The 22,833-nt window shown below is 69.8% G+C and carries 19 protein-coding genes and 1 pseudogene; 9 read left to right on the top strand and 11 right to left on the bottom strand.

The genetic code is table 11. The features are described 5' to 3' along the window. Positions 1–100 precede the first annotated feature (100 nt). The 3 genes from ACHWVH_RS04885 (at position 101) to ACHWVH_RS04875 (ending at position 4,249) form a co-directional block, all read left to right on the top strand. Positions 101–703, top strand: a complete 603-nt coding sequence (locus ACHWVH_RS04885; RefSeq protein ID WP_152180359.1) for an ABC transporter ATP-binding protein — start codon at positions 101–103, stop codon at positions 701–703. After that, positions 700–3,183, top strand: coding sequence for an ABC transporter permease (locus ACHWVH_RS04880; RefSeq protein ID WP_394686769.1), 2,484 nt, complete (start codon positions 700–702; stop codon positions 3,181–3,183). The genes ACHWVH_RS04885 and ACHWVH_RS04880 overlap by 4 nt, the downstream gene beginning before the upstream one ends. A gap of 151 nt (positions 3,184–3,334) precedes the next feature. Further along, entirely contained in the window at positions 3,335–4,249 is a 915-nt protein-coding gene (locus ACHWVH_RS04875; protein WP_295937994.1) for a trypsin-like serine protease, read from the top strand. A gap of 200 nt (positions 4,250–4,449) precedes the next feature. Here the strand turns inward: ACHWVH_RS04875 and ACHWVH_RS04870 are convergent, their stop codons facing one another. The 5 genes from ACHWVH_RS04870 to ACHWVH_RS04850 form a co-directional block, all read right to left on the bottom strand. Continuing rightward, the gene (locus tag ACHWVH_RS04870; protein WP_267085595.1) at positions 4,450–5,388 is read right to left on the bottom strand and encodes a DUF6607 family protein; all 939 of its coding nucleotides are present in this window, start codon (positions 5,386–5,388) and stop codon (positions 4,450–4,452) included. A gap of 49 nt (positions 5,389–5,437) precedes the next feature. Continuing rightward, a complete protein-coding gene (locus ACHWVH_RS04865) occupies positions 5,438–6,025 on the bottom strand; it encodes a Hemin transport protein (protein WP_394686768.1) in 588 nt (195 codons plus the stop codon). A 6-nt stretch (positions 6,026–6,031) separates the two neighbouring features. Beyond that, the gene (locus ACHWVH_RS04860) at positions 6,032–8,260 is read right to left on the bottom strand and encodes a TonB-dependent hemoglobin/transferrin/lactoferrin family receptor (protein ID WP_394686767.1); all 2,229 of its coding nucleotides are present in this window, start codon (positions 8,258–8,260) and stop codon (positions 6,032–6,034) included. A gap of 173 nt (positions 8,261–8,433) precedes the next feature. Next, positions 8,434–8,634, bottom strand: a complete 201-nt coding sequence (hemP, locus tag ACHWVH_RS04855; RefSeq protein WP_017907561.1) for a hemin uptake protein HemP — start codon at positions 8,632–8,634, stop codon at positions 8,434–8,436. A 192-nt stretch (positions 8,635–8,826) separates the two neighbouring features. Further along, positions 8,827–9,798 (bottom strand): aldo/keto reductase, encoded by a 972-nt coding sequence (locus ACHWVH_RS04850; protein WP_394686766.1) that lies wholly within the window; start codon positions 9,796–9,798, stop codon positions 8,827–8,829. A gap of 231 nt (positions 9,799–10,029) precedes the next feature. Between ACHWVH_RS04850 and ACHWVH_RS04845 the strand changes: the two genes are divergently transcribed. The 5 genes from ACHWVH_RS04845 to ACHWVH_RS04825 all read left to right on the top strand — a co-directional run bounded on the left by ACHWVH_RS04845 (position 10,030) and on the right by ACHWVH_RS04825 (position 14,954). Further along, complete coding sequence (locus ACHWVH_RS04845; RefSeq protein ID WP_017911618.1) at positions 10,030–11,328, top strand: NupC/NupG family nucleoside CNT transporter; 1,299 nt, start codon at positions 10,030–10,032, stop codon at positions 11,326–11,328. Between the two features lie 65 nt (positions 11,329–11,393). After that, positions 11,394–12,347, top strand: a complete 954-nt coding sequence (locus ACHWVH_RS04840; RefSeq protein WP_394686765.1) for a ribokinase — start codon at positions 11,394–11,396, stop codon at positions 12,345–12,347. A 94-nt stretch (positions 12,348–12,441) separates the two neighbouring features. Continuing rightward, on the top strand, positions 12,442–13,047 hold the full coding sequence (locus ACHWVH_RS04835) for a DUF4893 domain-containing protein (protein ID WP_152236693.1): 606 nt from the start codon (positions 12,442–12,444) through the stop codon (positions 13,045–13,047). Positions 13,048–13,101: 54 nt separating this feature from the next. After that, positions 13,102–14,100 (top strand): tRNA dihydrouridine synthase DusB, encoded by a 999-nt coding sequence (dusB, locus tag ACHWVH_RS04830; RefSeq protein ID WP_267103543.1) that lies wholly within the window; start codon positions 13,102–13,104, stop codon positions 14,098–14,100. A gap of 26 nt (positions 14,101–14,126) precedes the next feature. After that, the gene (locus ACHWVH_RS04825) at positions 14,127–14,954 is read left to right on the top strand and encodes a class I SAM-dependent methyltransferase (RefSeq protein WP_267111117.1); all 828 of its coding nucleotides are present in this window, start codon (positions 14,127–14,129) and stop codon (positions 14,952–14,954) included. Between the two features lie 21 nt (positions 14,955–14,975). On the opposite strand, the pseudogene ACHWVH_RS04820 reads toward ACHWVH_RS04825, so the two are convergent. From ACHWVH_RS04820 to ACHWVH_RS04800, 5 genes and pseudogenes are all read right to left on the bottom strand, one after another. Next, positions 14,976–15,152 (bottom strand): annotated as a pseudogene (locus ACHWVH_RS04820) (metal-dependent hydrolase); the annotation flags it as partial. 174 nt (positions 15,153–15,326) lie between these two features. Beyond that, positions 15,327–16,010, bottom strand: a complete 684-nt coding sequence (locus tag ACHWVH_RS04815) for a hypothetical protein (RefSeq protein ID WP_394686764.1) — start codon at positions 16,008–16,010, stop codon at positions 15,327–15,329. Between the two features lie 673 nt (positions 16,011–16,683). After that, positions 16,684–17,757: a metal-dependent hydrolase gene (locus ACHWVH_RS04810; RefSeq protein ID WP_394686763.1), complete on the bottom strand. Its 1,074-nt coding sequence runs from the start codon at positions 17,755–17,757 to the stop codon at positions 16,684–16,686. A gap of 359 nt (positions 17,758–18,116) precedes the next feature. Further along, on the bottom strand, positions 18,117–18,794 hold the full coding sequence (locus ACHWVH_RS04805; protein ID WP_394686762.1) for a hypothetical protein: 678 nt from the start codon (positions 18,792–18,794) through the stop codon (positions 18,117–18,119). A 126-nt stretch (positions 18,795–18,920) separates the two neighbouring features. Beyond that, entirely contained in the window at positions 18,921–19,583 is a 663-nt protein-coding gene (locus ACHWVH_RS04800) for a hypothetical protein (protein WP_394686761.1), read from the bottom strand. A gap of 369 nt (positions 19,584–19,952) precedes the next feature. On the opposite strand from ACHWVH_RS04800, the gene ACHWVH_RS04795 reads away from it, so the two are divergent. Next, positions 19,953–20,339: a hypothetical protein gene (locus ACHWVH_RS04795; RefSeq protein WP_148827875.1), complete on the top strand. Its 387-nt coding sequence runs from the start codon at positions 19,953–19,955 to the stop codon at positions 20,337–20,339. A gap of 69 nt (positions 20,340–20,408) precedes the next feature. On the opposite strand, the gene ACHWVH_RS04790 is transcribed toward ACHWVH_RS04795, so the two are convergent. Beyond that, complete coding sequence (locus ACHWVH_RS04790) at positions 20,409–22,379, bottom strand: tetratricopeptide repeat protein (RefSeq protein WP_394686760.1); 1,971 nt, start codon at positions 22,377–22,379, stop codon at positions 20,409–20,411. Between the last annotated feature and the right edge of the window lie 454 nt (positions 22,380–22,833).

Raw genomic sequence — 22,833 nt, 5'->3', positions numbered from 1 at the left:
GGCCCCCACGCTTCGCGCCAGCATCGCCATCGACGTACGCGATGTCGGCAAATCCGTCAGCGGACCGGAGGGTACGGTCCACATTCTCGACAAGGTCGGATTGACCATCGGTGAAGGCGACAGCGTCGCCATCGTCGGCGCCTCCGGCTCCGGCAAGACCACCTTGCTCGGCCTGCTGGCCGGCCTCGACCTGCCCACGCGCGGCGAGATCGTGCTGGCCGGGCAGTCGCTCAACGCATTGGACGAGGAAGCGCGCGCCGCGCTGCGCGCGCGCGAGGTCGGCTTCGTCTTCCAGAGTTTTCACCTGCTGCCGTCGCTGACCGCGGCGGAAAACATCGCGCTGCCGCTGGAGTTGGCCGGACGCGAGGATCCGGCGCGGGTGCGCGAGGTGCTGGAGGCGGTCGGGCTGAGCGCGCGGGCGCGGCACTACCCGCGGCAACTGTCCGGCGGCGAGCAGCAGCGCGTGGCGCTGGCGCGCGCGTTCGTGGCGCGGCCGCGGATCCTGTTCGCCGACGAGCCCACCGGCAGCCTCGACCAGGCCACCGGACAACAGATCAGCGACCTGCTGTTCGCGCTCAACGAAGGCAGCGACACCACCCTGGTGCTGGTCACCCACGACATGCGCCTGGCGCAACGCTGCGAACACCGCTACCGGCTCGACGGCGGCCGCCTGCGCGCCGCCGACGCGGCGGATGCCGCATGAACGTGCTGCGCCACGCCGCGCGCGCACTGCGCCGCGAACTGTTCGCCGGCGATCTGCTGACCGTGTTCGCCGCGCTGGTGCTGGGCGTGGCGGTGATGACCGCGGTCGGCACCCTGGTCGACCGAGTGACCCTGGCGCTGACCGGCAGCGCCGCCGAGGTGATCGGCGGCGACCTCGGCGTCAGCGGGCGCCAGGACATCCCCGCCGCCTTCGCCGAGGAAGCGCAGCGGCGCGGGCTGCGCAGCACGCGCATGGTCAGTTTCCCGAGCGTGTTGTTCCATGGCGACGCCAGCCAGATGGCCAACATCAAGGCGGTGGGCGCGGGTTATCCGCTGCGCGGCGCGTTGCTGGTCGCGCGCGACACCGTCGGTGCCGGCAGCGAACGCGCCGGGCCGCCGCCACGCGGCGAGGCCTATGCCGATCCGCGCCTGCTCGAAGCGCTGGGGCTGAAGCTCGGCGATGCGCTGGAGTTCGGCGCCGGCACGCTGCGCGTGACCCGGGTGCTGCGCGCCGAACCGGATGCCTCCGGCGAACTGATGCAGTTGTCGCCGCCGCTGCTGGTCAACCGCGCCGACGTCGATGCCGCCGGCCTGCTCGGCCCCGGCAGCCGCGCCTCCTATCGACTGATGTTCGCCGGCGCGCCCGGCGAGATCGCCGCCCTGCGCGAATGGCTGGCGCCACGCGCCAAGGCCTATCGTCTGGTCGGCATCGAGGACACCCAGCGCGGCGTGCGTGGCGCCTTCGACCGCGCCGGGCGCTTCCTGGCGCTGGCCGCGTTGCTGGCGGTGCTGCTGGCCGGCGTCGCCACCGCGCTGGCGGCCAACCGCTTCGCCCTGCGCCGCATCGATCAGGTCGCGGTCTTGCGCTGCCTGGGCGCGCGCCAGCGCGACATCCTCGGTGCGCTGGCGGTGCAGTTGCTGCTGCTGGCGATCCCCGCCTGCGCGCTCGGCGTGGGCCTGGGCATGCTGGCCCAGGTCGGCCTGGTCGAAGCGCTGGGCAGCCTGATTCCCGACCGCCTGCCCTTGCCGCAGGCGACCCCGGCGCTGGCCGGTGCCGGCATCGGCCTGTTGCTGCTGCTCGGCTTCGGCCTGCCGCCGCTGCTGCGCCTGCGCGACGTGCCGCCGATGCGCGTGCTCAACCGCAGCTTCGCCGCGCTGCCGCCAACCTCACTGCTGGTCTACGCCGCGGCCCTGGTCGCCACCGTGGTGCTGGCGGTCTACGCCACCGGCGACGGCGTGCTGGCGGCCTGGGTGCTGGGCGGCCTGACCCTGCTGGCGGCGCTGGCCGCGGCGGTCGGCGGCGTGCTGCTGGCGGTGCTGCGGCGGCTGCAGGGACAGCTGCGCGGGCCATGGAAGCTGGGCCTGGCGGCGCTGACCCGGCGCCGCGCACTGAGCGTGGTGCAACTGGTAGGCCTGTCGCTGTCGCTGTGCGCCCTGCTGTTGCTGGCGGTGATCGGCCCCGGCCTGCTCGGGCAGTGGCGCGACCGGCTGCCGGCGGACACGCCGAACTACTTCCTGATGAACATCCAGCCCGATCAGGCCGAGCAGGTGCTCGGCACCTTGCGCACGCTCGGCGTCGCCGATGCGGCGGTGGAGCCGTTCAGTACCGGCAAGCTGGTGGCGATCAACGGCAAGCCGCCGCAACGCCGCGAGCAGGGTCCGGAGGACGATGGCGACGGCAGCGACCGGCCGATCAACTTCTCCTGGCGGCACGAGTTCCCCGCCGCCAACCGGCTGCTGTCCGGACGCTTCTGGGCCGCCGACAGCACCGCCGCCGAGGCCTCGGTGGAGGAAGGCTGGGCGCAGCGTTACGGGCTCAAGCTCGGCGACCGCATCACCCTGTTGCTCGGCGACCAGCAACGCAGCTTCACCGTCACCAATGTGCGCAAAGCCGACTGGGATTCGTTCCGGGTCAACTTCTTCCTGCTACTCAACGCCGGCGCGGTGCAGGACGCGCCGTACAACCTGATTTCCGCTTTCCATCTGCCGCGTGCCTCGGCCGCGCAACTGAGCGGACTCAGCCGCGCCTATCCGAACGTGTCGCTGCTGGACATCGACGCGATCCTGCAGCGGGTGCGCGAGGTCATCGACCGCGTCGCCCAGGCGGTGCAACTGGTGATGGGCTTCAGCCTGCTGGCCGGCGCGCTGGTGCTGTTGGCCGCCCTGCAGGCCACTGCCGGCGAGCGTCGTTACGACAGCGCAGTGCTGCGCACCCTGGGCGCGCGGCGTGGGCAGTTGCGCGGCGCGGTGCTGGTGGAGTTCGGCGCGCTCGGCCTGCTCGCCGCGCTGCTCGCGGTGGGCGCGGCGGCGATCATCGGCGTGGTGGTGGCCAAGCAGGCCTTCGACCTCGCGCTGTCGCCGCCGTGGCCGGCGCTGCTGCTCGGCGGCCTCGGTGGCGTGGCGCTGAGCCTGCTCGCCGGCTGGTCCGGTACCCGCCGCATCCTGCGCACGCCGCCGGCGCTGGCGCTGCGCGAGAACTGAGTGGAGCCGGGACTGGGGATTTGGAAGAGCGCCGCGGGCTGCGCGGACGCGATGCGGTCGCCACCGGCCCTCGGCGGCGGTCTGCCGCGACGACGGGAGCGATGCGTGCCGCGCCATGGGTAAGATCACGCTGCATCGAAAGGAGAACCACATGAAATGGATTGTCGCCTGTTGCCTGCTGGCCATCGCCAACACGGCCGGCGCCGTGGTGGTCAGGGCGGACCTGGAGGAAGCGCGCTATCGGATCCCGGCGGCGGCATTCCCTGCACTGGCCGACCTGCCCGGCGAAGGACACGGCGTGCTGATCGCGCCGCAGTGGGTCGTCACCGCCGCGCACGCGGCGCCGATGCAAATGCCCGGTATGGACCAGGAGGTGTCCATCGGCGGCGTGGCGTACAGGATCAGGCGCGTCGTCCTCCATCCCGGCTACCGCAAGCCGCCCGATGCGCTGGTGCAGGAGGCGCTGGCCTCGCGCGACTTCGCCAAGTTCTACGCGTTTCTGGCCGCCTCCGACGATATTGCGCTGATCGAGCTGGCCACGCCGGTAACGGGCGTGGCGCCGGCCGCGCTGTACCGCGGCGACGGCGAGGTGGGGATGACCGCCGAACTGATCGGTAAGGGCGCCACCGGCGACGGCAACGCCGGCCAGGATCCCCACGGCGCCCATCGCGGCGTGCTGCGCCATGCGTTCAACACGATCGTCGGCGCCGACCCACGCTACCTCTCGTATCGCTTCGACGCGCCCCCGGCCGCCCTGCCGCTGGAAGGCATCACCGGCAGCGGCGACAGCGGCGGCCCCTTGCTGATTGGCACCGGCGACGCGCGGCAACTGATCGGACTGGCGTCGTGGGGCAACTATCCGCCGGACCATCCGTTCTGGGCGACCTGGACCGCGGATCGTCCCTTCGTGCAGGGTCTTTACGGCCAGATCGTGCACGCCGTGCGCGTGTCGCGCTATCTGCCGTGGATCGAGCAGGTGATGTCCGCCTCCACGGGTGACGCGTCATCGCCAACGACGCCGCCCGCACCGGCGACGACCACACGCGCGCACGACGCGGGACGCTGAGAATCCCGCGCGGCGCCGTGCTGGCGCCGGCCTTGCGTCGCCTTGCCTCCGTTGGCGCACCTGCGGCTCAGAGCGTGAGCCGCGATCTACGCGCCTGCCAGCGCCAAGCACCATCTTCGGCGACGCGACACACGCAAGAAAAAGGGGAAGGCGCCATCCCGGCCGCCTTCCCCACCCTGGCTGTGTCGCCGGCGCTGTGCTCAGCGCGCGGCCGGCGCCGGCGCCGTCCATTGCGCGAACACCGCATCGAGTTGCGCATCGCTGACCGGCTTGCCCTGCTGCACCGCCTCGGCCTGGCCGAACAGCGGCACGATGATCGCCATGCCGTCGACTTTGGTCTTCAGCTGCACGCCCGGCGGCTTGCCGAGCAGGCCGTCCCAGCGCGCGCGCACCCTGGCCCAGTAGCCCTGGGTGGCCTTCCAGTAGGCGTAGGCCGGTGCAAAATCCACGGTCGTGGTCTTGACGTAGTCGTTGAAGCCGAATTCGCGGGCGATGGCCTGCTGGCTGCCATCGGGCTTGCGCAGCACCTTGGTGTTGAACTGCTCGTGGGTCCAGCCGGCCGGGGTCAGCGTATGCCGGTTGACCACCGCCAGCGCGTTGTAGTCGCTGCGCTTGGTGTACTCGCGGCGCGGCAACGGACGCCAGCTCAGGTCGCTGGTCCAGGTCGGATGGCCATCGGCGTAGTCCCAACGCCCGGTGCCGCAGTAGCGCGGCGCGTCGCTGACCTCGTACACGCACTGCGTCCAGGCGCCGCGGGTGGCCGCCGCGTCGAGCGGGCGCACCTGCCAGGTCTGGTCGGCGCTGAACTCGAAGCGCTGCGGCGCCTCGTAGATCCAGTCCTGGCGCCAGTGCTTGGTCACGTGGCCGCTCTTGGGCTCCACCAGCAGATGCTGCAGCACCACCTTGCGCGGACTGTCCTCGACCACGATCACCACTTCGTCGCCACCGCTGCGCATTGGCGCGGCGCGCGCGTAGCCTGGTTGCAGCAGCACGGTCTCGTCGAAGGCGAACGCCACCGTGTACTCGCCCTGCATCGCCAGGATGCTGGCACGGTCGCGCGCCGGGTCGGCGCTCTCGGCGTGGACGGGGAGGCTGCCGGCAAGCAGCAAGGCGCAGAACAGGGGCGGAGCTTTCATCATCGAGAGAGGAGTCTTGGTTGATGGGAAACGAGGAAACGCCAGCGGCCGCTCACAACCGCAGCAGCGGCCACGGCCGGTCGGGATCGGGGCGCGGCGCAGGGCATCCGGCGCGGGCGCAACAGCAGTCGTCGACCAGCACGTCGCCCTCGGCCGCCTCCAGGCGCGCGATGCGGCGGGCGATGCTGGCACCGAGCGGCGACACGCCGGCGACGCTGGCCGCCAGCACGCCATCGGCCGCGTGCAGGCGCAGCGCCCGCGCATGCCAGCCATCGCCGCGCAGGCGGCCGGCGACACGCCGCCACAGCCGCTCGGCGACGCCGCCGTCGGCGGCATCCTGCGCGGCGGGCAGCGCCGACAACAGCAGGTCCCAGGCGACGAAATCGCTGTCGGGCAGCAGGTACAGGCGCCAGCAGCACTGCTGCTGGCGGTCGTAGAAGCGCAGGCTCTCCAGCACGCCATCGCTGTCCACGTCCAGGTGCGCGGCCACGCCCCGGGCATGGCGCCAGCCGATCAGTTCGGCGCCGGTGCGGGCGCGGTACAGACACAGCACCGTGCCCAGGGCGGCCAGTTGCGCCGGGCGCGGCAGCGGCGCGGCGATCCGCTCCGGGCCGGTACGCGCTGGCGCGGCCGTGCGCATCCGCCGCTACCAGTCCAGCGCCAGGCTGACCGAGACGTTGCGCCCGGCACCGGTATAACGGTCGAGCACGGCGCTGCTGGCCAGGGTCGCGCCGGGCAGCATGTTCCAGTCGATGTAGCGGCGGTCGGCCAGGTTGAACACGCCCACGTCGAGCCGCGCACCTTCGGTGAAGTGCCAATGCGCGAGCAGGTCCAGCGTCGCGTAGCCGGCCGGCGTGTAGTAGGTCGGCAGTTCCGGCCGGCGCTTCTTCGCCACCGCGGTGGCGACCAGTTGCGCGCCCCAGCTGCTGCGGTCGTAGCCCAGCCCGACCACGCCGCGCAGCGGATCCACCGAATTGAGCGGGGTGCCGTCGGTGCGGTTGTCGCCGCGCGCATAGGCCGCGCTGGCCTGCAGCGACCAGCCAGCCCAGCGCGCATCGAGTGCGCCGAAGTCGACACCGGCCTTGGCCTCAACGCCACGGATGGTCACCCGGTCGACGTTGCGCGATTGATACAGCATCAGGCCGTCGGCGTTGAAGCCGACGAAGCGGTAGGACTCGATGAAATCGCGATAGGCGTTGCGGTAGGCGCTCAGGCCGGCATAGACGGCCGGACCGGCGTAGCGCACGCCCAGCTCGGCGCCGCGGCTGGTCTCCGGCTTCAGGTCGGGATTGGCGATCGCGGTGTAGCCGATCAGCAGATTGGTGAAGCCGATATTGACGTCGTTGTAGGGCGGCGCGCGGAAGCCGTGCGCGTAGTTGGCGTACAACGACCAGGCGTCGTCCAGGCGCCAGATCGCGCCGAGCTTGGGCGAGACGTTGCGATCGCTGATCTTCTTCGCCGCCACGCCGGGATTGTCGGTGGCGAAGATCGCGTCGACCTGCGGCGACAGCCGGTAATAGTCCGCACGCAACGCCGGGGTCAGGCTGAAGCGGCCATCGGCCAGCGCGATCTCGTCCTGCAGGTAGGCGCCGGCCTTGAGCGTCTCGGTGATCGGGAAGTCGCGGACCGGGAAGGTCTCCATGCCCACGGTCTTGCTGATCGCGCCGGTGCGCAGGTTCAGCGTGTGGCCGTCGCGCTTTTCGTGGGTGTCGGTGTGCGACAGATCGATGCCGTAGCTGATGTCGTGGACGACGCGCCCCTGATCGACCCGCTTGTGCAGATTCGCCTGCAGCCCGTACAGGCGCTGGTCGAAGTCGTGCTCCATGTGCCGCAGCGTGCCGTTGCTGCGGCGTTCGTCGGTGCGCTGCAGGCTCTGGCTGTCCTGGCGGTACAGCTGCCACTGCAGGTCGTCGGCGAGCAGCGTGTCGAGCTGGTCCACCTCATGTGCCAGCGACACGCGGGCGCGGGTCTGATGGTCGCGGCCGCGCTGCGACAGGATGCTGGCGGTGACGTTGCTCAGCGCATCGATGCGCGAGTAGTCCTCGTTGCCTTCGACGGTCAGCTTGAAGCGCTGATTGGCGCTGGGCGCGTAGACCAGCTTGCTGAGCAGGCTGCGGCCGTCGCTGCTGAGCGGATTGGGCGCGGTGCGGGCGGCGCCGATGCTGCGGTTGTCGCCCTGGGTTTCGCTTTCCTGGCCCTGGCGATGGCTGACCGCGGCCATGCCGCTCCAGCGGTCGCCGCCGAAGGCGACCAGCGCGCCGGCGAACAGGCCCTTCCATTCGCTCTCGTAGCCGAACTTCAGGCCGACGTAGCTGTCCTTGCCCGGCGCCAGGTAGTCGGCCGGGTCCTTGGTGACATAGGCGACCACGCCGCCCAGCGCATCGGAGCCGTACAGCGCGCTGGCCGGGCCGCGCACGATCTCCACGCGCTTGAGCGTGTCCATGTCGACGAAATTGCGGTTGGCGTTGAGGTAGCTGCCGAAGCTGAAGCTGTCCGAGACCGGGATGCCGTCGGTCTGGATCAGCACGCGGTTGCCGTCCAGGCCACGGATGCGGATGCCGGAGATGCCGCTGAAGCGGCCGCTGTTGCCGGTGGCGGACACGCCGGGCGTGTAGCGCAGCAGATCCTTCAGGTCGTGGACCAGTGCGCGATCCATCTGTTCGCGGTCGATCACATCGACGCTGCCGGGCACGTCGATGATGGCGCGCTGGGTACGGGTGGCGGTGACCTGCAGGCGATCGAAATCGCGGACGGCGGACGCCGCACTGGCGTCGGCGTCGGCGTTGGAGGAAGAGGGTGCGGATGCGGGAGCGGCATGCGCGCCGGCGGCCAGGGCCAGCCACAGCGCGCCGGTGAGCGGGGCGGTACGGAACATGGGGAGCATCGGTGGTCGCGGAAGACCCTCGACCGGCACGGCGCGGGGTCCGCGCCTGGCCGAGGGGGAGAGAAGGATCGCGACTGCGAGGCGTCCGCGGCCGACGCGCAAGGGCGGCGGCCAGGTGGCGGCAGATCGAGCGGGAGGCCGGCCGCGCGCGGCGGCCGGAGGCATTACTTGGTCAGGATCAGCTTGTCGTTGCTGGTGTGGCGCAGACGATAGACGCGGTCGCCGTGCTGGATCAGCACTTCGCGGCGGCCCTTGAGCAGCGCCTGGCTGCTGATGGTTTCTTCGGCCGGCACGGCGCGCGGCACGGTGCGCTCGCGCAGGCTCAGGGTCTCGGGGTGACGCAACAGCACGGGTTGAGCGGTCATGGTCGAACTCCATCCACGGGGTGCATCGAGATGATAATGATTCTCAATACTTAATCAAGACCCATTCTCGCCCGATTCGATTCGTAATCCCGATCGAAACCCCGACCACGAAAGATTCGAAAGATCGCCACACATCGACGCCTTCGCCACCGCGCCACCGCTGCACTGCGGCGGCGCAAGCGCATGCCGTCGTCAACGCACCGCAGCGTCGACCCGTTCCCACCACGCCGCGTCGTCGCGCGCGGCCAGCTCCAGCGCGGCCAGGTTCTCCAGCAGCTGCGACACCCGGCTGGCGCCGAGGATCACCGTGGACACGTGCGGGTTGCGCAGGCACCAGCCGATCGCCAGCGACGCCGGCGCCACACCCTCGGCCGCGGCCAGCGCGGTGAAGGCGCGCGCGCGCTCGATGCGGCGCTGCGCCGGCGGCCCGATCACCTCCTGCTGCAGCCAGGCATTACGCTCCTGGCCCAGCCGCGAGGCCGGATCGATGCCGTCGTTGTACTTGCCGGTCAGCAGGCCCGAGGCCAGCGGCGACCAGATGGTGGTACCCAGGCCGAGTTCGGCGTACAGCGGCGCGTATTCCTGCTCCACGCGCGCGCGGTGCAGCAGGTTGTACTGCGGCTGCTCCATCGATGGCCCATGCAGGCCCAGCGCGCGCGCCACCTGCGCCGCCTCGCGGATGCGCTCGGCCGGCCACTCGGAGGTGCCCCAGTACAGCACCTTGCCCTGGCGGATCAGCGCGTCCATCGCGCGCACGGTTTCCTCCACCGGCGTGTCCGGATCAAGGCGGTGGCAGTAGTACAGATCCAGATACTCCACCCGCAGCCGCTTGAGCGCGGCATGGCAGGCGTCGGTGACGTGCTTGCGCGAGAGCCCGCGCTGGGTGGGGCGCGGCGACTCGACGGCGCCGAAGTAGACCTTGCTGGACACGCAGAAGCCGTCGCGCGGCAGCCGCAGGTCGGCGATCACGTCGCCCATCACCTGCTCGGCGCGGCCGTGCGCATAGACCTCGGCGTTGTCGAAGAAGTTGATGCCGTGGTCCCAGGCGGCGGCGATCAGGTTGCGCGCTTCGTCGCGGCCGGTCTGCCCGCCGAAGTTGATCCAGGCGCCGAACGACAGCGCCGACAGTTGCAGCCCGGTGGCACCGAGGCGACGGTATTGCATGGCAACTCCTCCTGCTGAGCGAACCCGCGGCACGGCCGGCGGGCGGCCGCACAGTGTAGCGGCGCTGCCGCGAGGCACCGTCGGCGCCGCCACGCCGGCGGCAGCCAGGCGCCCCGCTCTTGCAAATCCCCAATCCCCAATCCCGAATCCCCCGACTGAACACGCCTCGCCTTGCCGGCCGTCACCCCCTGCACTAGGCTTCCCGTCTTTGGTCGGGGACCGGGGACGCAGATGGTCGAGGGATTGGGAAGGATCGGCTTCGGCCTGTTCGGTTTGGCGGTGTTGATCGGGATCACCTGGCTGTTCTCCAACAACCGCCGGGCGGTGGACTGGAAGCTGGTCGCGACCGGCCTGGTCCTGCAGATCGGGTTCGCCTCGCTGGTGCTGCTGGTCCCGGGCGGCCGTGAGGTGTTCGACTGGCTCGGCCAGGTGTTCGTCAAGGTGCTGAGCTTCGTCAACGAAGGCTCCAGCTTCATCTTCGGCAGCCTGCTCGACACCAAGACCTACGGCTTCATCTTCGCCTTCCAGGTGCTGCCGACCATCATCTTCTTCTCCGCGCTGATGGGCGTGCTGTACCACCTGGGGGTGATGCAGGCGGTGGTGCGGGTGATGGCCTGGGCGATCACCAAGGTGATGCGCGTGTCCGGCGCCGAGACCACCAGCGTCTGCGCCAGCGTGTTCATCGGCCAGACCGAGGCGCCGCTGACGGTGCGTCCGTACATCCCGCGCATGACCGAGTCCGAGCTGCTGACGATGATGATCGGCGGCATGGCGCACATCGCCGGCGGCGTGCTGGCGGCCTACGTGGGCATGCTCGGCGGCGGCGACCCGGCGCAGCAGGCGTTCTATGCCAAGCATCTGCTGGCGGCCAGCATCATGGCCGCGCCGGCGACGCTGGTGGTGGCCAAGCTGCTGATCCCGGAAACCGGCACGCCGCTGACCCGCGGCACGGTCAAGATGGAAGTGGAGAAGACCACCAGCAACGTGATCGACGCCGCCGCCGCCGGCGCCGGCGACGGCCTGCGCCTGGCGCTGAACATCGGCGCGATGCTGCTGGCGTTCATCGCCCTGATCGCGCTGGTCAATGCGCCGCTGACCTGGATCGGCGACGTCACCGGCCTGGCCAGCGTGATCGGCCGCCCGACCAACCTGTCCACCATCTTCGGCTACGTGCTGGCGCCGGTGGCCTGGGTGATCGGCACGCCGTGGCCGGATGCGACCACGGTCGGTTCGCTGATCGGCCAGAAGGTGGTCATCAACGAGTTCGTCGCGTATACCGAGCTGTCGCGTATCGTCCAGGGCCAGGTGCCGGGCGTGAGCCTGAGCGCGGAAGGCCGGCTGGTCGCCACCTACGCGCTGTGCGGCTTCGCCAACTTCAGCTCGATCGCGATCCAGATCGGCGGCATCGGCGGCCTGGCCCCCGAGCGCCGCCATGACCTGGCCCGCTTCGGCCTGCGTGCGGTGCTGGGCGGCTCGATCGCCACCTTCATGACCGCGACCATCGCCGGGGTGCTGTCGCACTTCGCCTGATCCGGTCGCGGCATCCGCTCCACCGTTTTCCTTTTTCAGTTCCAGTCGAGAAGCAGTACATGCCTATGAGTTCGGTCATCGTCGTCGGTTCGTTCAATGTCGACCATGTGTGGCGTTGCGAGAATCTGCCCGCACCGGGGGCGACCATCGCCGGCCGCTACAGCACCGGCCCCGGCGGCAAGGGCTTCAACCAGGCGGTGGCGGCGGCACGCGCCGGCGCGCGTACCAGCTTCGTCTGCGCGCTCGGCGACGACGCCGGCGGCGCGATGGCGCGCGGCCTGGCCGCGCAGGACGGTATCGCCCTGGTCGCCGAGGCCAGCAGCGAGCCGACCGGCACCGGCGGCATCTACGTCGACGGCCACGGCCGCAACACCATCGTCATCGGCGCCGGCGCCAACGCCGCGCTGAGCCTGGACTTCGTGCAGGCGCAGCGCCCGCTGCTGGGCTCGGCGCGGGTGCTGCTGGCGCAGCTGGAATCGCCGATCGAGACCATCGAGGCCACCCTGGCGCTGGCCCGCGAGGCCGGCCTGACCACGGTGCTCAACGCCGCTCCGGCCAATGCGCAGACCAGCATCGGCCTGCTCAAGCTGGCCGACGTGCTGACCCCCAACGAAACCGAGTTCGCCGCCCTGCTCGCCCGCCATGTCGGCGTGCGCGTGGACGCCAACGACGTCGCTGCCACCGATGGCGGCAGCCTGCACGCGCTGTGCCGCAAGCTGCTGCCGGGCGGCACCGTGGTGGTGACGCTGGGCGCGGTCGGTGCGTTCATCTCGCACCCCGAGGAGCGCCTGCTCGGCGACACCCAGCCCTACTACCGGATCGGCGCCGAAACCGCGCATACCGTGGACACCACCGGTGCCGGCGACGCCTTCAACGGCGCCCTGGTGGCGTCGCTGGCGCAGTCGCCGAACGCCGCGTTCGCTACCCATGTGCGCTTCGCCAACCACTACGCGGCGCGCTCCACCGAGGCCGAAGGCGCGGCGGCATCGATGCCGCGGCTGACGCCCGAGGCCGGCTGAGCGATCGGCGCGACGGCGCCGGCCGTCGCCGTTGCCTGCCATCACAAACCAGCGCCGGCGCTGCGCCGGCCACGCATCCGACAAGGAGTTGCCGATGCCCCGCCGTTCCGTCATCCCGTTCGCCGCGCTGTGCGCACTGCTGCTCCCGTTGTCCGCCGCCGCGGCACCGCACTGCGACTGGAACAGCCTGGCCGCCGACGCCGACCGCGCCGCGGTGACCGTCTCCGCCGAACGCCTGCAGCAGGTGATCGCGGCGCATTACGACGATGCCGAGCAGGAAAAGGGCGCGGCGCTGGCGCGCAGCCTGCTGCAGCGCGCGCAGACGCCGCAGCAGCCCGGCAAGCTGGAGGGCCGCTGGAAGGTGCGCTCGATCCAGATCGACCCACACTTCGCCTACGCCTATCCCTACTTCAAGGCCGAGATCCGCCGCGATCCCTGCGGCTACCACCTGAGCAAGACCAGCGGCTCGCAGCGCCGCAGCGGCACGCTGTATCCGCTGTCCGCCGGCAGCCATGAGCTGGCCTTCCTCGGCGCAAGCACGGTCAACGACGAGCCGGAAGCGGCCTACGCGCCCGGCCATGCCTCCGACGGCACGCACGGCAACAGCGTCGGCCGCCTGGTCGCGCTGGGCCCGAACGAACTGCTGCTGATCCTGGACGGCAAGGACAATGGCTTCGAGCTGTACCAGCTGATGCGCTGACGGCCGCGCGGGCCGCCCGGCCCGCCAGCGCATGCGCCCCGCTACACTACGCGCATGCGTATCGGCCCCTACACGATCGAACCGAAGGTGATCCTGGCACCGATGGCCGGGGTCACCGACAAGCCGTTCCGGCTGCTGTGCAAGCGGCTGGGCGCGGGCCTGGCCGTGTCGGAAATGACCATTTCCGATCCGCGCTTCTGGCAGACCCGCAAGTCGCTGCAGCGCATGGACCACGCCGGCGAGCCGGACCCGGTCAGCGTGCAGATCGCCGGCACCGAGCCCCAGCAACTGGCCGAGGCCGCGCGCTACAACGCCGACCACGGCGCGCAACTGATCGACATCAACATGGGCTGCCCGGCGAAGAAGGTCTGCAACGCCTGGGCCGGCTCGGCGCTGATGCGCGACGAGGCGCTGGTGGCGCGCATCCTCAGCGCGGTGGTGAAGGCCTCGCCGGTGCCGGTGACGCTGAAGATCCGCACCGGCTGGGACGGCGACCACCGCAACGGCCCGGTCATCGCGCGCATCGCCGAAGACTGCGGCATCGCCGCGCTGGCGGTGCACGGGCGCACCCGCGATCAGCACTACAGCGGCCAGGCCGAATACGCCACCATCGCCCGGATCAAGGCGATGCTGCACATCCCGGTGATCGCCAACGGCGACATCGACTCGCCGCAGAAGGCGGCACAGGTGCTGGCCGCAACCGGCGCCGACGCGGTGATGGTCGGTCGCGCGGCGCAGGGCCGGCCATGGATCTTCGGCGAGATCGCGCACTACCTGGCCACCGGCGAACTCCTGCCGGCGCCGCCGCTGGCGTGCGTGCGCGACACGCTGCTCGGCCACCTGCAGGCCCTGCACGATTTCTACGGCGAGGCGCAGGGCGTGCGCATCGCGCGCAAGCACCTGGGCTGGTACGCCAAGGATCGGCCGGAGAACGCGGCGTTCCGCGCCGTGGTCAACCGCGCCGAGAGCGCGCAGGCGCAACTCGCGCTGACCGCCGAGTACTTCGATGCGCTGATCGCCGGGGTGCCGCCGGCCTTGTCCGCCGCCGCCTGACGTCTTCTTCTCCCTGGAGCATCGCCATGCGCTCGTCTCCCGACACCCCGACCTATCTGCACGGCTATTCCGACACCGAACAGGCACGCCTGCTGAAACAGGCGCGGCTGCTCGAAGCCACCCTGTTCAACCAGATCGACTACACCGGCGCGCGGCGCCTGCTGGAAGTGGGCAGCGGCGTCGGCGCCCAGACTGAAGTCTTGCTGCGGCGTTTCCCGGAGCTGCATGTCACCGGCATCGACCTGAGCGAGGCGCAACTGCAGGCCGCGCGCGAGAACCTGCAGCGCATGCCTTGGTGCCAGGACCGCTACACGCTGCAGCAGGCCGACGCCGGCGACCTGCCGTTCCAGCCGCGCAGCTTCGATGCGGCGTTCCTGTGCTGGGTGCTGGAACACGTGCCGTCGCCGGCGCGGGTGCTCAGCGAAGTGCGGCGGGTGCTGGCACCGGGGTCGCCGGTGTACGTGACCGAGGTGATGAACGCCTCGTTCCTGCTGCATCCGTACTCGCCGAACGTATGGCGCTACTGGATGGCGTTCAACGACTTCCAGTACGACCATGGCGGCGACCCGTTCGTCGGCGCCAAGCTCGGCAACCTGTTGCTGGCCGGCGGTTATCGCGACGTCAGCACCGAGATCAAGACGCTGCACCTGGACAACCGCGAGCCGGCGCGGCGCAAGACCATGATCGGGTTCTGGGAAGAGTTGCTGCTGTCGGCGGCCGAACGGCTGCTACAGGCCGGCGCGGTGGATGAGGAGACCGTGGCCGGCATGCGCCGGGAAATGGCGCAGGTGCAGAGCGACCCGGACGCGGTGTTCTTCTATTCGTTCGTGCAGGCGCACGCGACGGTGTATTGAGCCGTGTTCGCGGCGACGTGCCGCACCGACCGGCTCGGGCGCGGCCGGTTCGACCCGGATCCGCCGCCACATCCGCGCCAGCGCTGCGCCGATCTGCCCGCGCGCCACCGGCGCCCGGTAAGCCGCCTGCAGCTGCCTCGGCGCGATCGCCTCCCAGCCATCGCCGCACTGCCGCGCCACCGCGAAGTTGGGGTTGTAGCGCGAAGCCACTGTGCTGGCGATGCGGAGTTGGCTCGGCCAGCTCCAGAAGCCCGGATCAACCATGCGCCTGCACACCGGAACAGTAGCGACACGGCCACATCCCCTGTTTGGTGAAAAGGCGTCCCGTCAGGAACGCCTCCCTTCATCCGCACCGCCTGAAGGGGAACACTATTAGTAAGCGTAGAGCGGGAAATATCCTTGTGAAGCGAGCGCATGAAAGGCTGCGCGGGAGGTGGAAGCGCCCATTTCGCCGTCATGAAACACGAAGTAACCCACTGCATCGCACGCTGCGACAATCGCCCAGCCCTTTTTCGGGTCCGGAGACGCGGCGTATTTGGATGCGGTGTCGACTGCAAATTTGGACCAGTAACGCGCGGAGTGTCTGATCACGCTCAGCCCGCCCAGAACCAGCGCGCCATTCTTCGACGTTGGATCGAGCCGCGCAATGCCTTCCCGTTCCAATTCCTCGAATTGCACCGCCGCCGCATCCAGGCCCTCGGCGTTCTGCACGATCTGATCCATTCGCACGATGAACGAGAACTCGTAGGCACTGAGCTGTTGGCGTAGCCCGGCCAGGTTTTCGGTCATCGGCCGGAGCGGATCGATGGCATCCAGCATGGGCTGCCGCGTGGCAATGAAGCGCTCCAGCGGCATCCCTGGGTTATAGCCGCACTTCTCGACCAGGACGGCGAGGATCTCGTCGGGCGAGGCTTTGGCATCCATCAGGCAGCTGAGGTACATGTTGTGCCGGATGCCCGCCTGGTCGATCGGGTTCTCGGCCGCCAGCACGGGAGCGGTACAGAAGGCACTGCCGACCAGGAGCGCGGCGGTTGCGACAAGAAGCTTTTTGTTCATCAACGTTCTCATGTAATGGATGGAGGGTGGCCCAGATCTCCCGACGTTCCCGCGGAGGACCCAGGCGAGGCGACCACACCGCATCGGCACACGGCGCGATGCGACGGTTTCAGGCTAGGCAGATCTGCGGCGACGCACGAGGACGAAACCGGGTCGCGACGGGAACGAACCGGGTCGAATTGGCGAATCGATGGCACCGTCACCACATCGCGCAAACGTGGCCCTGGCTGCCGGCGGACATTCCATGATCGAAGAATCAATGCCTTGCGCCGATTCGTTCCCGATCCGTCGCCGCGAATGCGCTGGAACCGCGGCGTCGCTGCAACGCGGCTGTTGCGCGCCTTGTGGTTAGGAAGCTCACCCACTCACCAGCGTCGCGTCGCCCATGCCGCGCTGGCCGCATCGCGGCCGCCGGCGCGCATTCCGTCGTCGCGGCCCTTCGAGTTTGCCGTTAGCCGTCCACGGCACGACATCGTACCTACCGTCGGACTGCTGCCTGCAGCAGGATCACAAGCCGCAGGTGGTGACGAAGTTCGATTTCAACGGGGAATCACCGCGGCAGGTGATGGTCACGTGCGGGGCAGCCGGGCACGAGAAGTATGCTCGTAAGCCCTGGCAGCCATTGCCGCTTCGTGCGACTTGGCGCCGGCAATGAAGGCGCATCGCGCCGCGCTCAACGCGCCGCGGTAGGCACCTGCGCGCTCACCGGCGCGGGCGATGCCGGCTCGGTCCAGATCCGTTGCCACATCCGCGCCAGCGCCGCACCAATCTGTCCACGTGCCACCGGCGCCCGGTACGCGGCCTGCAGCTGCCGCGGCGGCATCGCCGCCCAGCCGTCGCCCTGCTGTCGCGCCACCGCGAAGTTGAAGTTGTAGTCCGGTTCCAGGCCCATGCGCAGGTCGCTGAGCACCAGTTCGCCGTCCTTGACCTGCGCGCGCATGAAGCCGCGGTTGAACCAACTCAATCGCTGCACCGCCGGCAGCTCGCGCACCTGCGCCAGCGCCTGGGTGTTGGAAGGATAGCCCTGGAAGCGCATCGGCCCGTGGTCGGCGACCAGCGAGCGCTCGCCGATCACGTAGCCGCTCGGGGTCATCGCCACCACCCGCCACAGCAGCGTGTTGAACGGCATCGGCACCGAGAAGCGCGGCGCCTGCGCCAGGCCCATCGCCGCCAGCGCGCGGTCGGCCTCGCGGTCGACCAGCTGCTTGGCCAGCAGCGACCAGCCCAGGTAGACACTGCTCAACAGCAGTCCGACCAGCAACGCCTGCTGCGCCACGCGCCGCGCGCGGGCGAACCAGGCGATGGCGCAGGCCAGCAGCAGCCACAGCGTGTAGGCGGGATCGATGATGAACACGCTCGACCACATCGTCGGCGCTGGCCGCAGCGGCCACCACAGCTGCGTGCCGTAGACGGTGAACGCATCCAGCAGCGGGTGGGTGATCAGCGCCAGCTGGATCGCCCAGAACCAGCGGTGTGGCGCTTCGGCCACGCGTCCATGGCCGAAGCGCCGGAACAGCCACCAGATCAGCCAGCCGAGCAACGGCAGCGCGAACAGCGAATGGCTGACGCTGCGATGCACCGTCATCAGCGTCACCGGATCGCGGGTCAGCGGCAGCAGGATCAGCGCATCGAGATCCGGCACGGTGCCGAGCGCGGCGCCGGCAAGCAGTGCCGCGCGCCGATGTGCGGCCGGGGCGATGGCGGCGGCAATGGCGCCGCCGAGCACGATCTGGGTAAGGGAATCCATCGGCCGATGCTAGCAGCGATGCGGGAATGGGTGCGTGGCCGTGGCAGTGGCGCGGCAGTCGTTCGTTTGCTGCTGTCGCAGGTGTACAACACGCGGCACGGGCAGTTCGGCCCGATGCCGATCCTGCCAAGCGCTTCAAGCGAAAGCGCCGCTGCGACTGCAAGGCCATCTTCGATGACGAGGGAAGGCCATTTGCAGGAGCGGCGTTAGCTTCGGCGAGACGCCACAGGCTGAAGCCGCTCCTGCGACGACAACGGCATGTCCACGCCGAGTCGCAGCAAAGCGAATGAGCTGACGTCGCTCCCTCTGGGGAAAGGCACCCCATCAGGGTGCCCTTCCCTACCCAGGCAACGCCTGGATCAGAATCCGAATCCCTCGAAGAACAGGGTGTATGCATCGTCGGAGGACGTGGCCGCCGTGCCGGGATTCTCCGATTGGAAATAGCTGATCACGTCGGCTGCGATAACGCCCAGCCACTTCCAGAATCGTCCCTTCCTCTTCGAGGTGCCGCCCTCTGCCGCGAACTGACCGCTTTCGGCCGCCTGCCTGGACCAGTAGCGTGTGGAGTGCCTGGCCACGCTCAATCCACCCAGGATCAACGCGCCATTCCTGGAGGTGGGATCGAGCTTCGCCAAGGCGTCCCGCTCCAGCTCCTCGAATTGCGCTGCGGCGGCCTCCAAATCGTCGGCGTTCTCGACGATCTGATCGATTCGCACGATGAATGCGAATTCCTCGGCACTGAACCGCTGGCGCAATCCCGTCAGGTTTTCGGTCACAGAGCGCGTCGGGTCGATCCCATCGATGATCGGCTGCTGTGTGGCGATGAACTGCTCCAGCGGCATGCCCGGGGCGTAGCCGCACTTCTTGACCAGCAGCGTCAGGGCCTGGTCGTGCGAGGGATTGAGGTCCATCAGGCAACCGAGGTACATGTTGTGCTGGGCGCCGGCGTGGTCCATGGGATTCTCCGCGGCCAGCGCGGGGAGACCGACGGCGCTGCCGACAAGCAGGGCGGCGGTTGCGACAAAGTGCTTCTTCATGTGCATTCTCTTCATTGAACGGGGATGAGTGGGCCCGGACCCACATGGGTCATGGGCAGGCGGTCACCGCCGCATCGGCGCACGGCACGATGCGGCGGTCTTCCAGCGGAGCGGGCTGCAGCCCGGTCAGAACACGATGTCGTAGACGGTGCTGGAGGTGGTGGCCGCGGTGACCGGGTTTTCGGTGAGCAGGAAACCCACCACGTCCGAACCGACGACGGCCAGCCATCGCCAGAAGCGCCCCTTCTTCTTCGCGGTGGCGTCGCCAGCCGTGGTCTCGCCATGCTCTGCCGCGACCTTGGCCCAGTAGCGGTTGGAATGCTTGGCCACGCTCAGCCCGCCCAGCACCAGCGCGCCGTTCCTGGAGGCAGGATCGAGCCGTGCCATGGCTTCCTTCTCGAGTTCCTCGAACTGCACCGCCGCCGCATCCATGTCCTCGGCGTTCTCGATGACCTGGTCCATCCGCACGATGAACGAGAATTCGTAGGCACTGAGCTGCTGGCGCAACCCGGCCAGGTTGTCGGTCATCGGCTGGGTCGGATCGACCGCATCGATGATGGGCTGTTGCGTGGCGATGAACCGCTCCAGCGGCATGCCGGGGTTGTAACCGCACGTCTTGACCACGACGGTGAGGGCCTCGTCGGGCGAGGCATTGGCATCCATCAGGCAGCCCAGGTACATGTTGTGCTGGATGCCGGCCTGGTCCACCGGGTTTTCCGCAGCCAGCGCAGGGGCGCCGACCACACTGCCCGCCAGCAAGGCGGTTGCGACAAGGAGCTTCTTCTTCATGATGAGCGTTCTCTCGCTATATGGAAGGGATTGGAGATGGCTGGGGTTGCGTGCATCACCCCCGGGGGATATGGCCACCGCCGCATCGGCACTCGGTGCGATCCGGCGATTTCAGGCTAGGCAGGCCGCCGCCGCGGCACGAGGGCAAACCCGGGTCGCCACGGGAGGGAATCGGGTCGAATTGCCGGGGCCACGGCGCAAGCACGGCGGGCCGCGGACGCGCGAGCCGGCAGCGCGGCGCGTTGCCACCATCGGAGAATCAATACCTTAGGAGGATTTATTCCCGGTCTATACCCGCGGATGCGCTGGCATCGGCCGCAGCCCCGCTCGTAGGCTGCGGACTCTTCTTCTGCGCATTGCGAGGTTCCGATGCCTGCCTGCCGTTCCGTCTTCCATGCCGCCCTTGCCGCGGCCCTGCTGACCTTGCCGCTGATCGCCCACGGCCACGACACCCTGCCGCCGGACTGGTGCCTGGAGGAGAGCCAGGAACCGGAGGTGGTGGTGAAATTCGATTTCGACGGCGAGCAGTTGCGGCAGACGATGGACAAGTGCGGCGTGGTCGATAGCCACGAGCCGTACACCAATACGCTGAACACCATTGCCGCCTATTGCGAGGTGGTGGCGCCGTCGCGCTCGGCCAAGCCCATCGTGCTCGGCCCGACGACCTTCCTGGCACGCGATCACCACAGCGCCTACCGCATGGAGCAAGGCTTGAAGGGCGCCTGCGTGGTCTGCCCGGCCAAGCGCGGGCGCTGACGCACCATGCAGGCGCGCTCGCCGGTTAGCGCAGCCGACGATCGCCGGCAGGAGAAGTGCCGGGCTTGCTCAGCCGAGCGCGTCCCGGCGGGTGTAGGCCAGCACCGTGTCGATCCTCGACTGCAAGGCGGCGCGCGCCTCCGCCGACAGCCCTTCGCAGTGCGCGAGCACGAAATAGGCCGAGCGCAGCACGTCCCGCCAGCGCGGGTTGCTAGGCAATTTGGAGACCGCCAGGTAGCGCTCCATCGCCCGCGCACGCAGGCGGCCGTCATCGATGTTCACGCGCCAGATCCGGCTGCGCTCGGCCAACTCCAGGCGACCGGTCGCGGTGGCGCGCTCCCAGGTGTCGATGACCGCCAGCATCAGGTCGACCAGCGCGCGCCGGAAGGCATCGCGCAACGCAGGCGCGGCGGCCTCCGCTGGCGTGTGCTCGGCCTGCGCGGTGTCCGCCACCGCGCCGCGGTCGCGTTCCTGCAGGCCAAGGACGACCAGCCCATCGCCGCCGCGCCAGGGCGTGAAGGTCACGGCGAGCGGCGTGCCATGCCGTGCGACGATCTCCAGGCGTTGCGCCGCGCTGTCCTCCATCCGCTCCAGCGCCGCCTGCAACGCCGGGCGGTCGCCCTCGGCAACGCAGGCGAACACCGGCTGCCCGACCGGTTCGGCGTCGTCCGCACCGCCGAGCAGCAGGCGGCCGGCACGATTGGTGGCCAGCACCTGGCCTTCGGCATCGAGCAGGCACAGCGCGTCCTCGCGGCTGTCGAGCAGGGTCTGCAGCAGGCTGCGATCCTCGGCCAGCGCGTCCGCCTCTCGCCGATAGCGAGCCAGTTGCTCCTCGTGGCGGACCTGCCGTGCGGCTTGCAGCAAACGTTCGCGCTGGCGGCGACGCTGCAGCCACAGCCAGAGGCCGAGCGCGGCTGCGACGCCGGACACCAATGCCAGCCACAGCAGCAACGTGCGTTGCCGCAGCTGGACCTGGCGCAGGCGGTTCTCGCTTTGCAGGGCATCGATGGTGCGCTGCTTTTCGGCGGTGTCGAAGCGGATCCGCAGCCAATCCAACTGGCGATCGTGCTGCGCGCGGACCAGCGCCGCGGCCTCCGCATTCGCGCGCCGCAGCGTGGCGATGGCCGCCGCCGTCTCGCCACCGCTTTCCTGCAGCCGCGCCAACTCCTCCAGCAACGGCACCCGCACCGGATCGCCGCCGGCGGCCGCCGCCAGCGCCGCGCGCAGGCGGGCCGCGGCGGCGGCCGCGTTGCCTTCGAGGCGGGCGGTCCGCGCCAGCTGCAACTGCAGCGCCGACGGCAGCGGCAGCGCCCATGCCTCGGCGAGCGCCAGCGCACTGGAACTCCAGCGCTGCGCCTGCGCGACGTCGCCGAGCGCCAATGCCGCGCGGATCAGGCCATCGTGCACACGCAGTTCGTACACGCGGCGGCCCTGCGCCCGGTACACGGCAAGCGCCTCCTGCAGCCAGGCCAGCGCCTGCGGCGTGTCGCCGCTGTCGAGCGCCAGCTCGGCCATGGTTTCCTGCACGTGCGCGGCCTCGATGGCGTCGCCCTGCGCGCGGTTGGCGGCAAGCGCATCGCGGTAGTAACGCATCGCGGTGTCGGACTCGCGCAGTTCGCGATACACGTCGGCGATATTGGTCAGCACGGACGCAGAGACCACGCCGCGCGCGCGCTGGATGTCCAGGCTCAGCGTCAGGTTGCGCAGGGCGCCGCGGAAATCGCCGAGCCGGCGCAGCGCCGCACCGACGTTGTTCAGATCGCGCGCCTCGCCCATGCGGTCGTGCAGCGAGCGGGACAGCGTGACCGCGCACTCGAAGCGCGCCAGCGCCTGCGGCAGGCGTTCGCGGCGAAAATCGAGAATGCCGCGGCGGCGGGTGAGCTCGTAGCGCAAACGCGCGCCGCCGGCATCGCCGAGGTTGGCCTGCGCGCAATCCAGCGCCTGCTCGGCGGCGTCGAAGCGGCCGCCGTCGAGTTGCTGCTTGGCACGTGCGAACAATGCCTCGACCCGCGCATCGCCCGCCGAGTGCGGCGTCGACACGCCCGCCTGCTGCACGCACAGCAGCGGATCGGGAAGCGGACGCGGCGCGGCGGGCTCCGCGCAGCCATAGATCGTGTTCTGCGCAATCGCGGCCGGGCTCGCCGCGAGCAGGACGCCCAGGCACGCCCATCGCAGGCATGTCCGCGGCCACATGCCAGGCGCGGTGACGTTCGCCTGGACGGAATCGCCAGAAACGGCGGACCAGGCCAAGCCGAACCATGTCCCCATGGATCTGCGCGACCGGCCGCACAACGCCTTCCCTGGTTTCACGGTCTCCACAACTCCAGAACGGATCGGGATGCGGCGCACGCGCGCCGCAGCGACATGGATCAGCGTGATGCCCGGGCGCGAACGTGGATTCCTGCCCGGGCATGTCGCGCCGACGCATCGCAGTAGACCCGATGCCACGGAAGCCGGGCAAGCGCGCGTGGTGGTGATGCACACCACACACGGG

It is taken from the genome of uncultured Xanthomonas sp., assembly GCF_964278005.1.
Taxonomy (GTDB): Bacteria; Pseudomonadota; Gammaproteobacteria; order Xanthomonadales; family Xanthomonadaceae; genus Xanthomonas_A; species Xanthomonas_A sontii.
The sequence above is the reverse complement of the archived record's forward strand: the minus strand, read 5'-3'. Positions and strand labels throughout refer to the sequence as shown.

Bases quoted from the DNA above. Each gene is read 5' to 3' on its own strand.
- ACHWVH_RS04880 (WP_394686769.1), top strand. From the start codon at position 700: ATGAACGTGCTGCGCCACGCCGCGCGCGCACTGCGCCGCGAACTGTTC.
- ACHWVH_RS04875 (WP_295937994.1), top strand. From the start codon at position 3,335: ATGAAATGGATTGTCGCCTGTTGCCTGCTGGCCATCGCCAACACGGCC.
- ACHWVH_RS04870 (WP_267085595.1), bottom strand. From the start codon at position 5,388: ATGATGAAAGCTCCGCCCCTGTTCTGCGCCTTGCTGCTTGCCGGCAGC.
- ACHWVH_RS04865 (WP_394686768.1), bottom strand. From the start codon at position 6,025: ATGCGCACGGCCGCGCCAGCGCGTACCGGCCCGGAGCGGATCGCCGCG.
- ACHWVH_RS04860 (WP_394686767.1), bottom strand. From the start codon at position 8,260: ATGTTCCGTACCGCCCCGCTCACCGGCGCGCTGTGGCTGGCCCTGGCC.
- hemP (WP_017907561.1), bottom strand. From the start codon at position 8,634: ATGACCGCTCAACCCGTGCTGTTGCGTCACCCCGAGACCCTGAGCCTG.
- ACHWVH_RS04850 (WP_394686766.1), bottom strand. From the start codon at position 9,798: ATGCAATACCGTCGCCTCGGTGCCACCGGGCTGCAACTGTCGGCGCTG.
- ACHWVH_RS04845 (WP_017911618.1), top strand. From the start codon at position 10,030: ATGGTCGAGGGATTGGGAAGGATCGGCTTCGGCCTGTTCGGTTTGGCG.
- ACHWVH_RS04840 (WP_394686765.1), top strand. From the start codon at position 11,394: ATGAGTTCGGTCATCGTCGTCGGTTCGTTCAATGTCGACCATGTGTGG.
- ACHWVH_RS04835 (WP_152236693.1), top strand. From the start codon at position 12,442: ATGCCCCGCCGTTCCGTCATCCCGTTCGCCGCGCTGTGCGCACTGCTG.
- dusB (WP_267103543.1), top strand. From the start codon at position 13,102: ATGCGTATCGGCCCCTACACGATCGAACCGAAGGTGATCCTGGCACCG.
- ACHWVH_RS04825 (WP_267111117.1), top strand. From the start codon at position 14,127: ATGCGCTCGTCTCCCGACACCCCGACCTATCTGCACGGCTATTCCGAC.
- ACHWVH_RS04815 (WP_394686764.1), bottom strand. From the start codon at position 16,010: ATGAACAAAAAGCTTCTTGTCGCAACCGCCGCGCTCCTGGTCGGCAGT.
- ACHWVH_RS04810 (WP_394686763.1), bottom strand. From the start codon at position 17,757: ATGGATTCCCTTACCCAGATCGTGCTCGGCGGCGCCATTGCCGCCGCC.
- ACHWVH_RS04805 (WP_394686762.1), bottom strand. From the start codon at position 18,794: ATGAAGAAGCACTTTGTCGCAACCGCCGCCCTGCTTGTCGGCAGCGCC.
- ACHWVH_RS04800 (WP_394686761.1), bottom strand. From the start codon at position 19,583: ATGAAGAAGAAGCTCCTTGTCGCAACCGCCTTGCTGGCGGGCAGTGTG.
- ACHWVH_RS04795 (WP_148827875.1), top strand. From the start codon at position 19,953: ATGCCTGCCTGCCGTTCCGTCTTCCATGCCGCCCTTGCCGCGGCCCTG.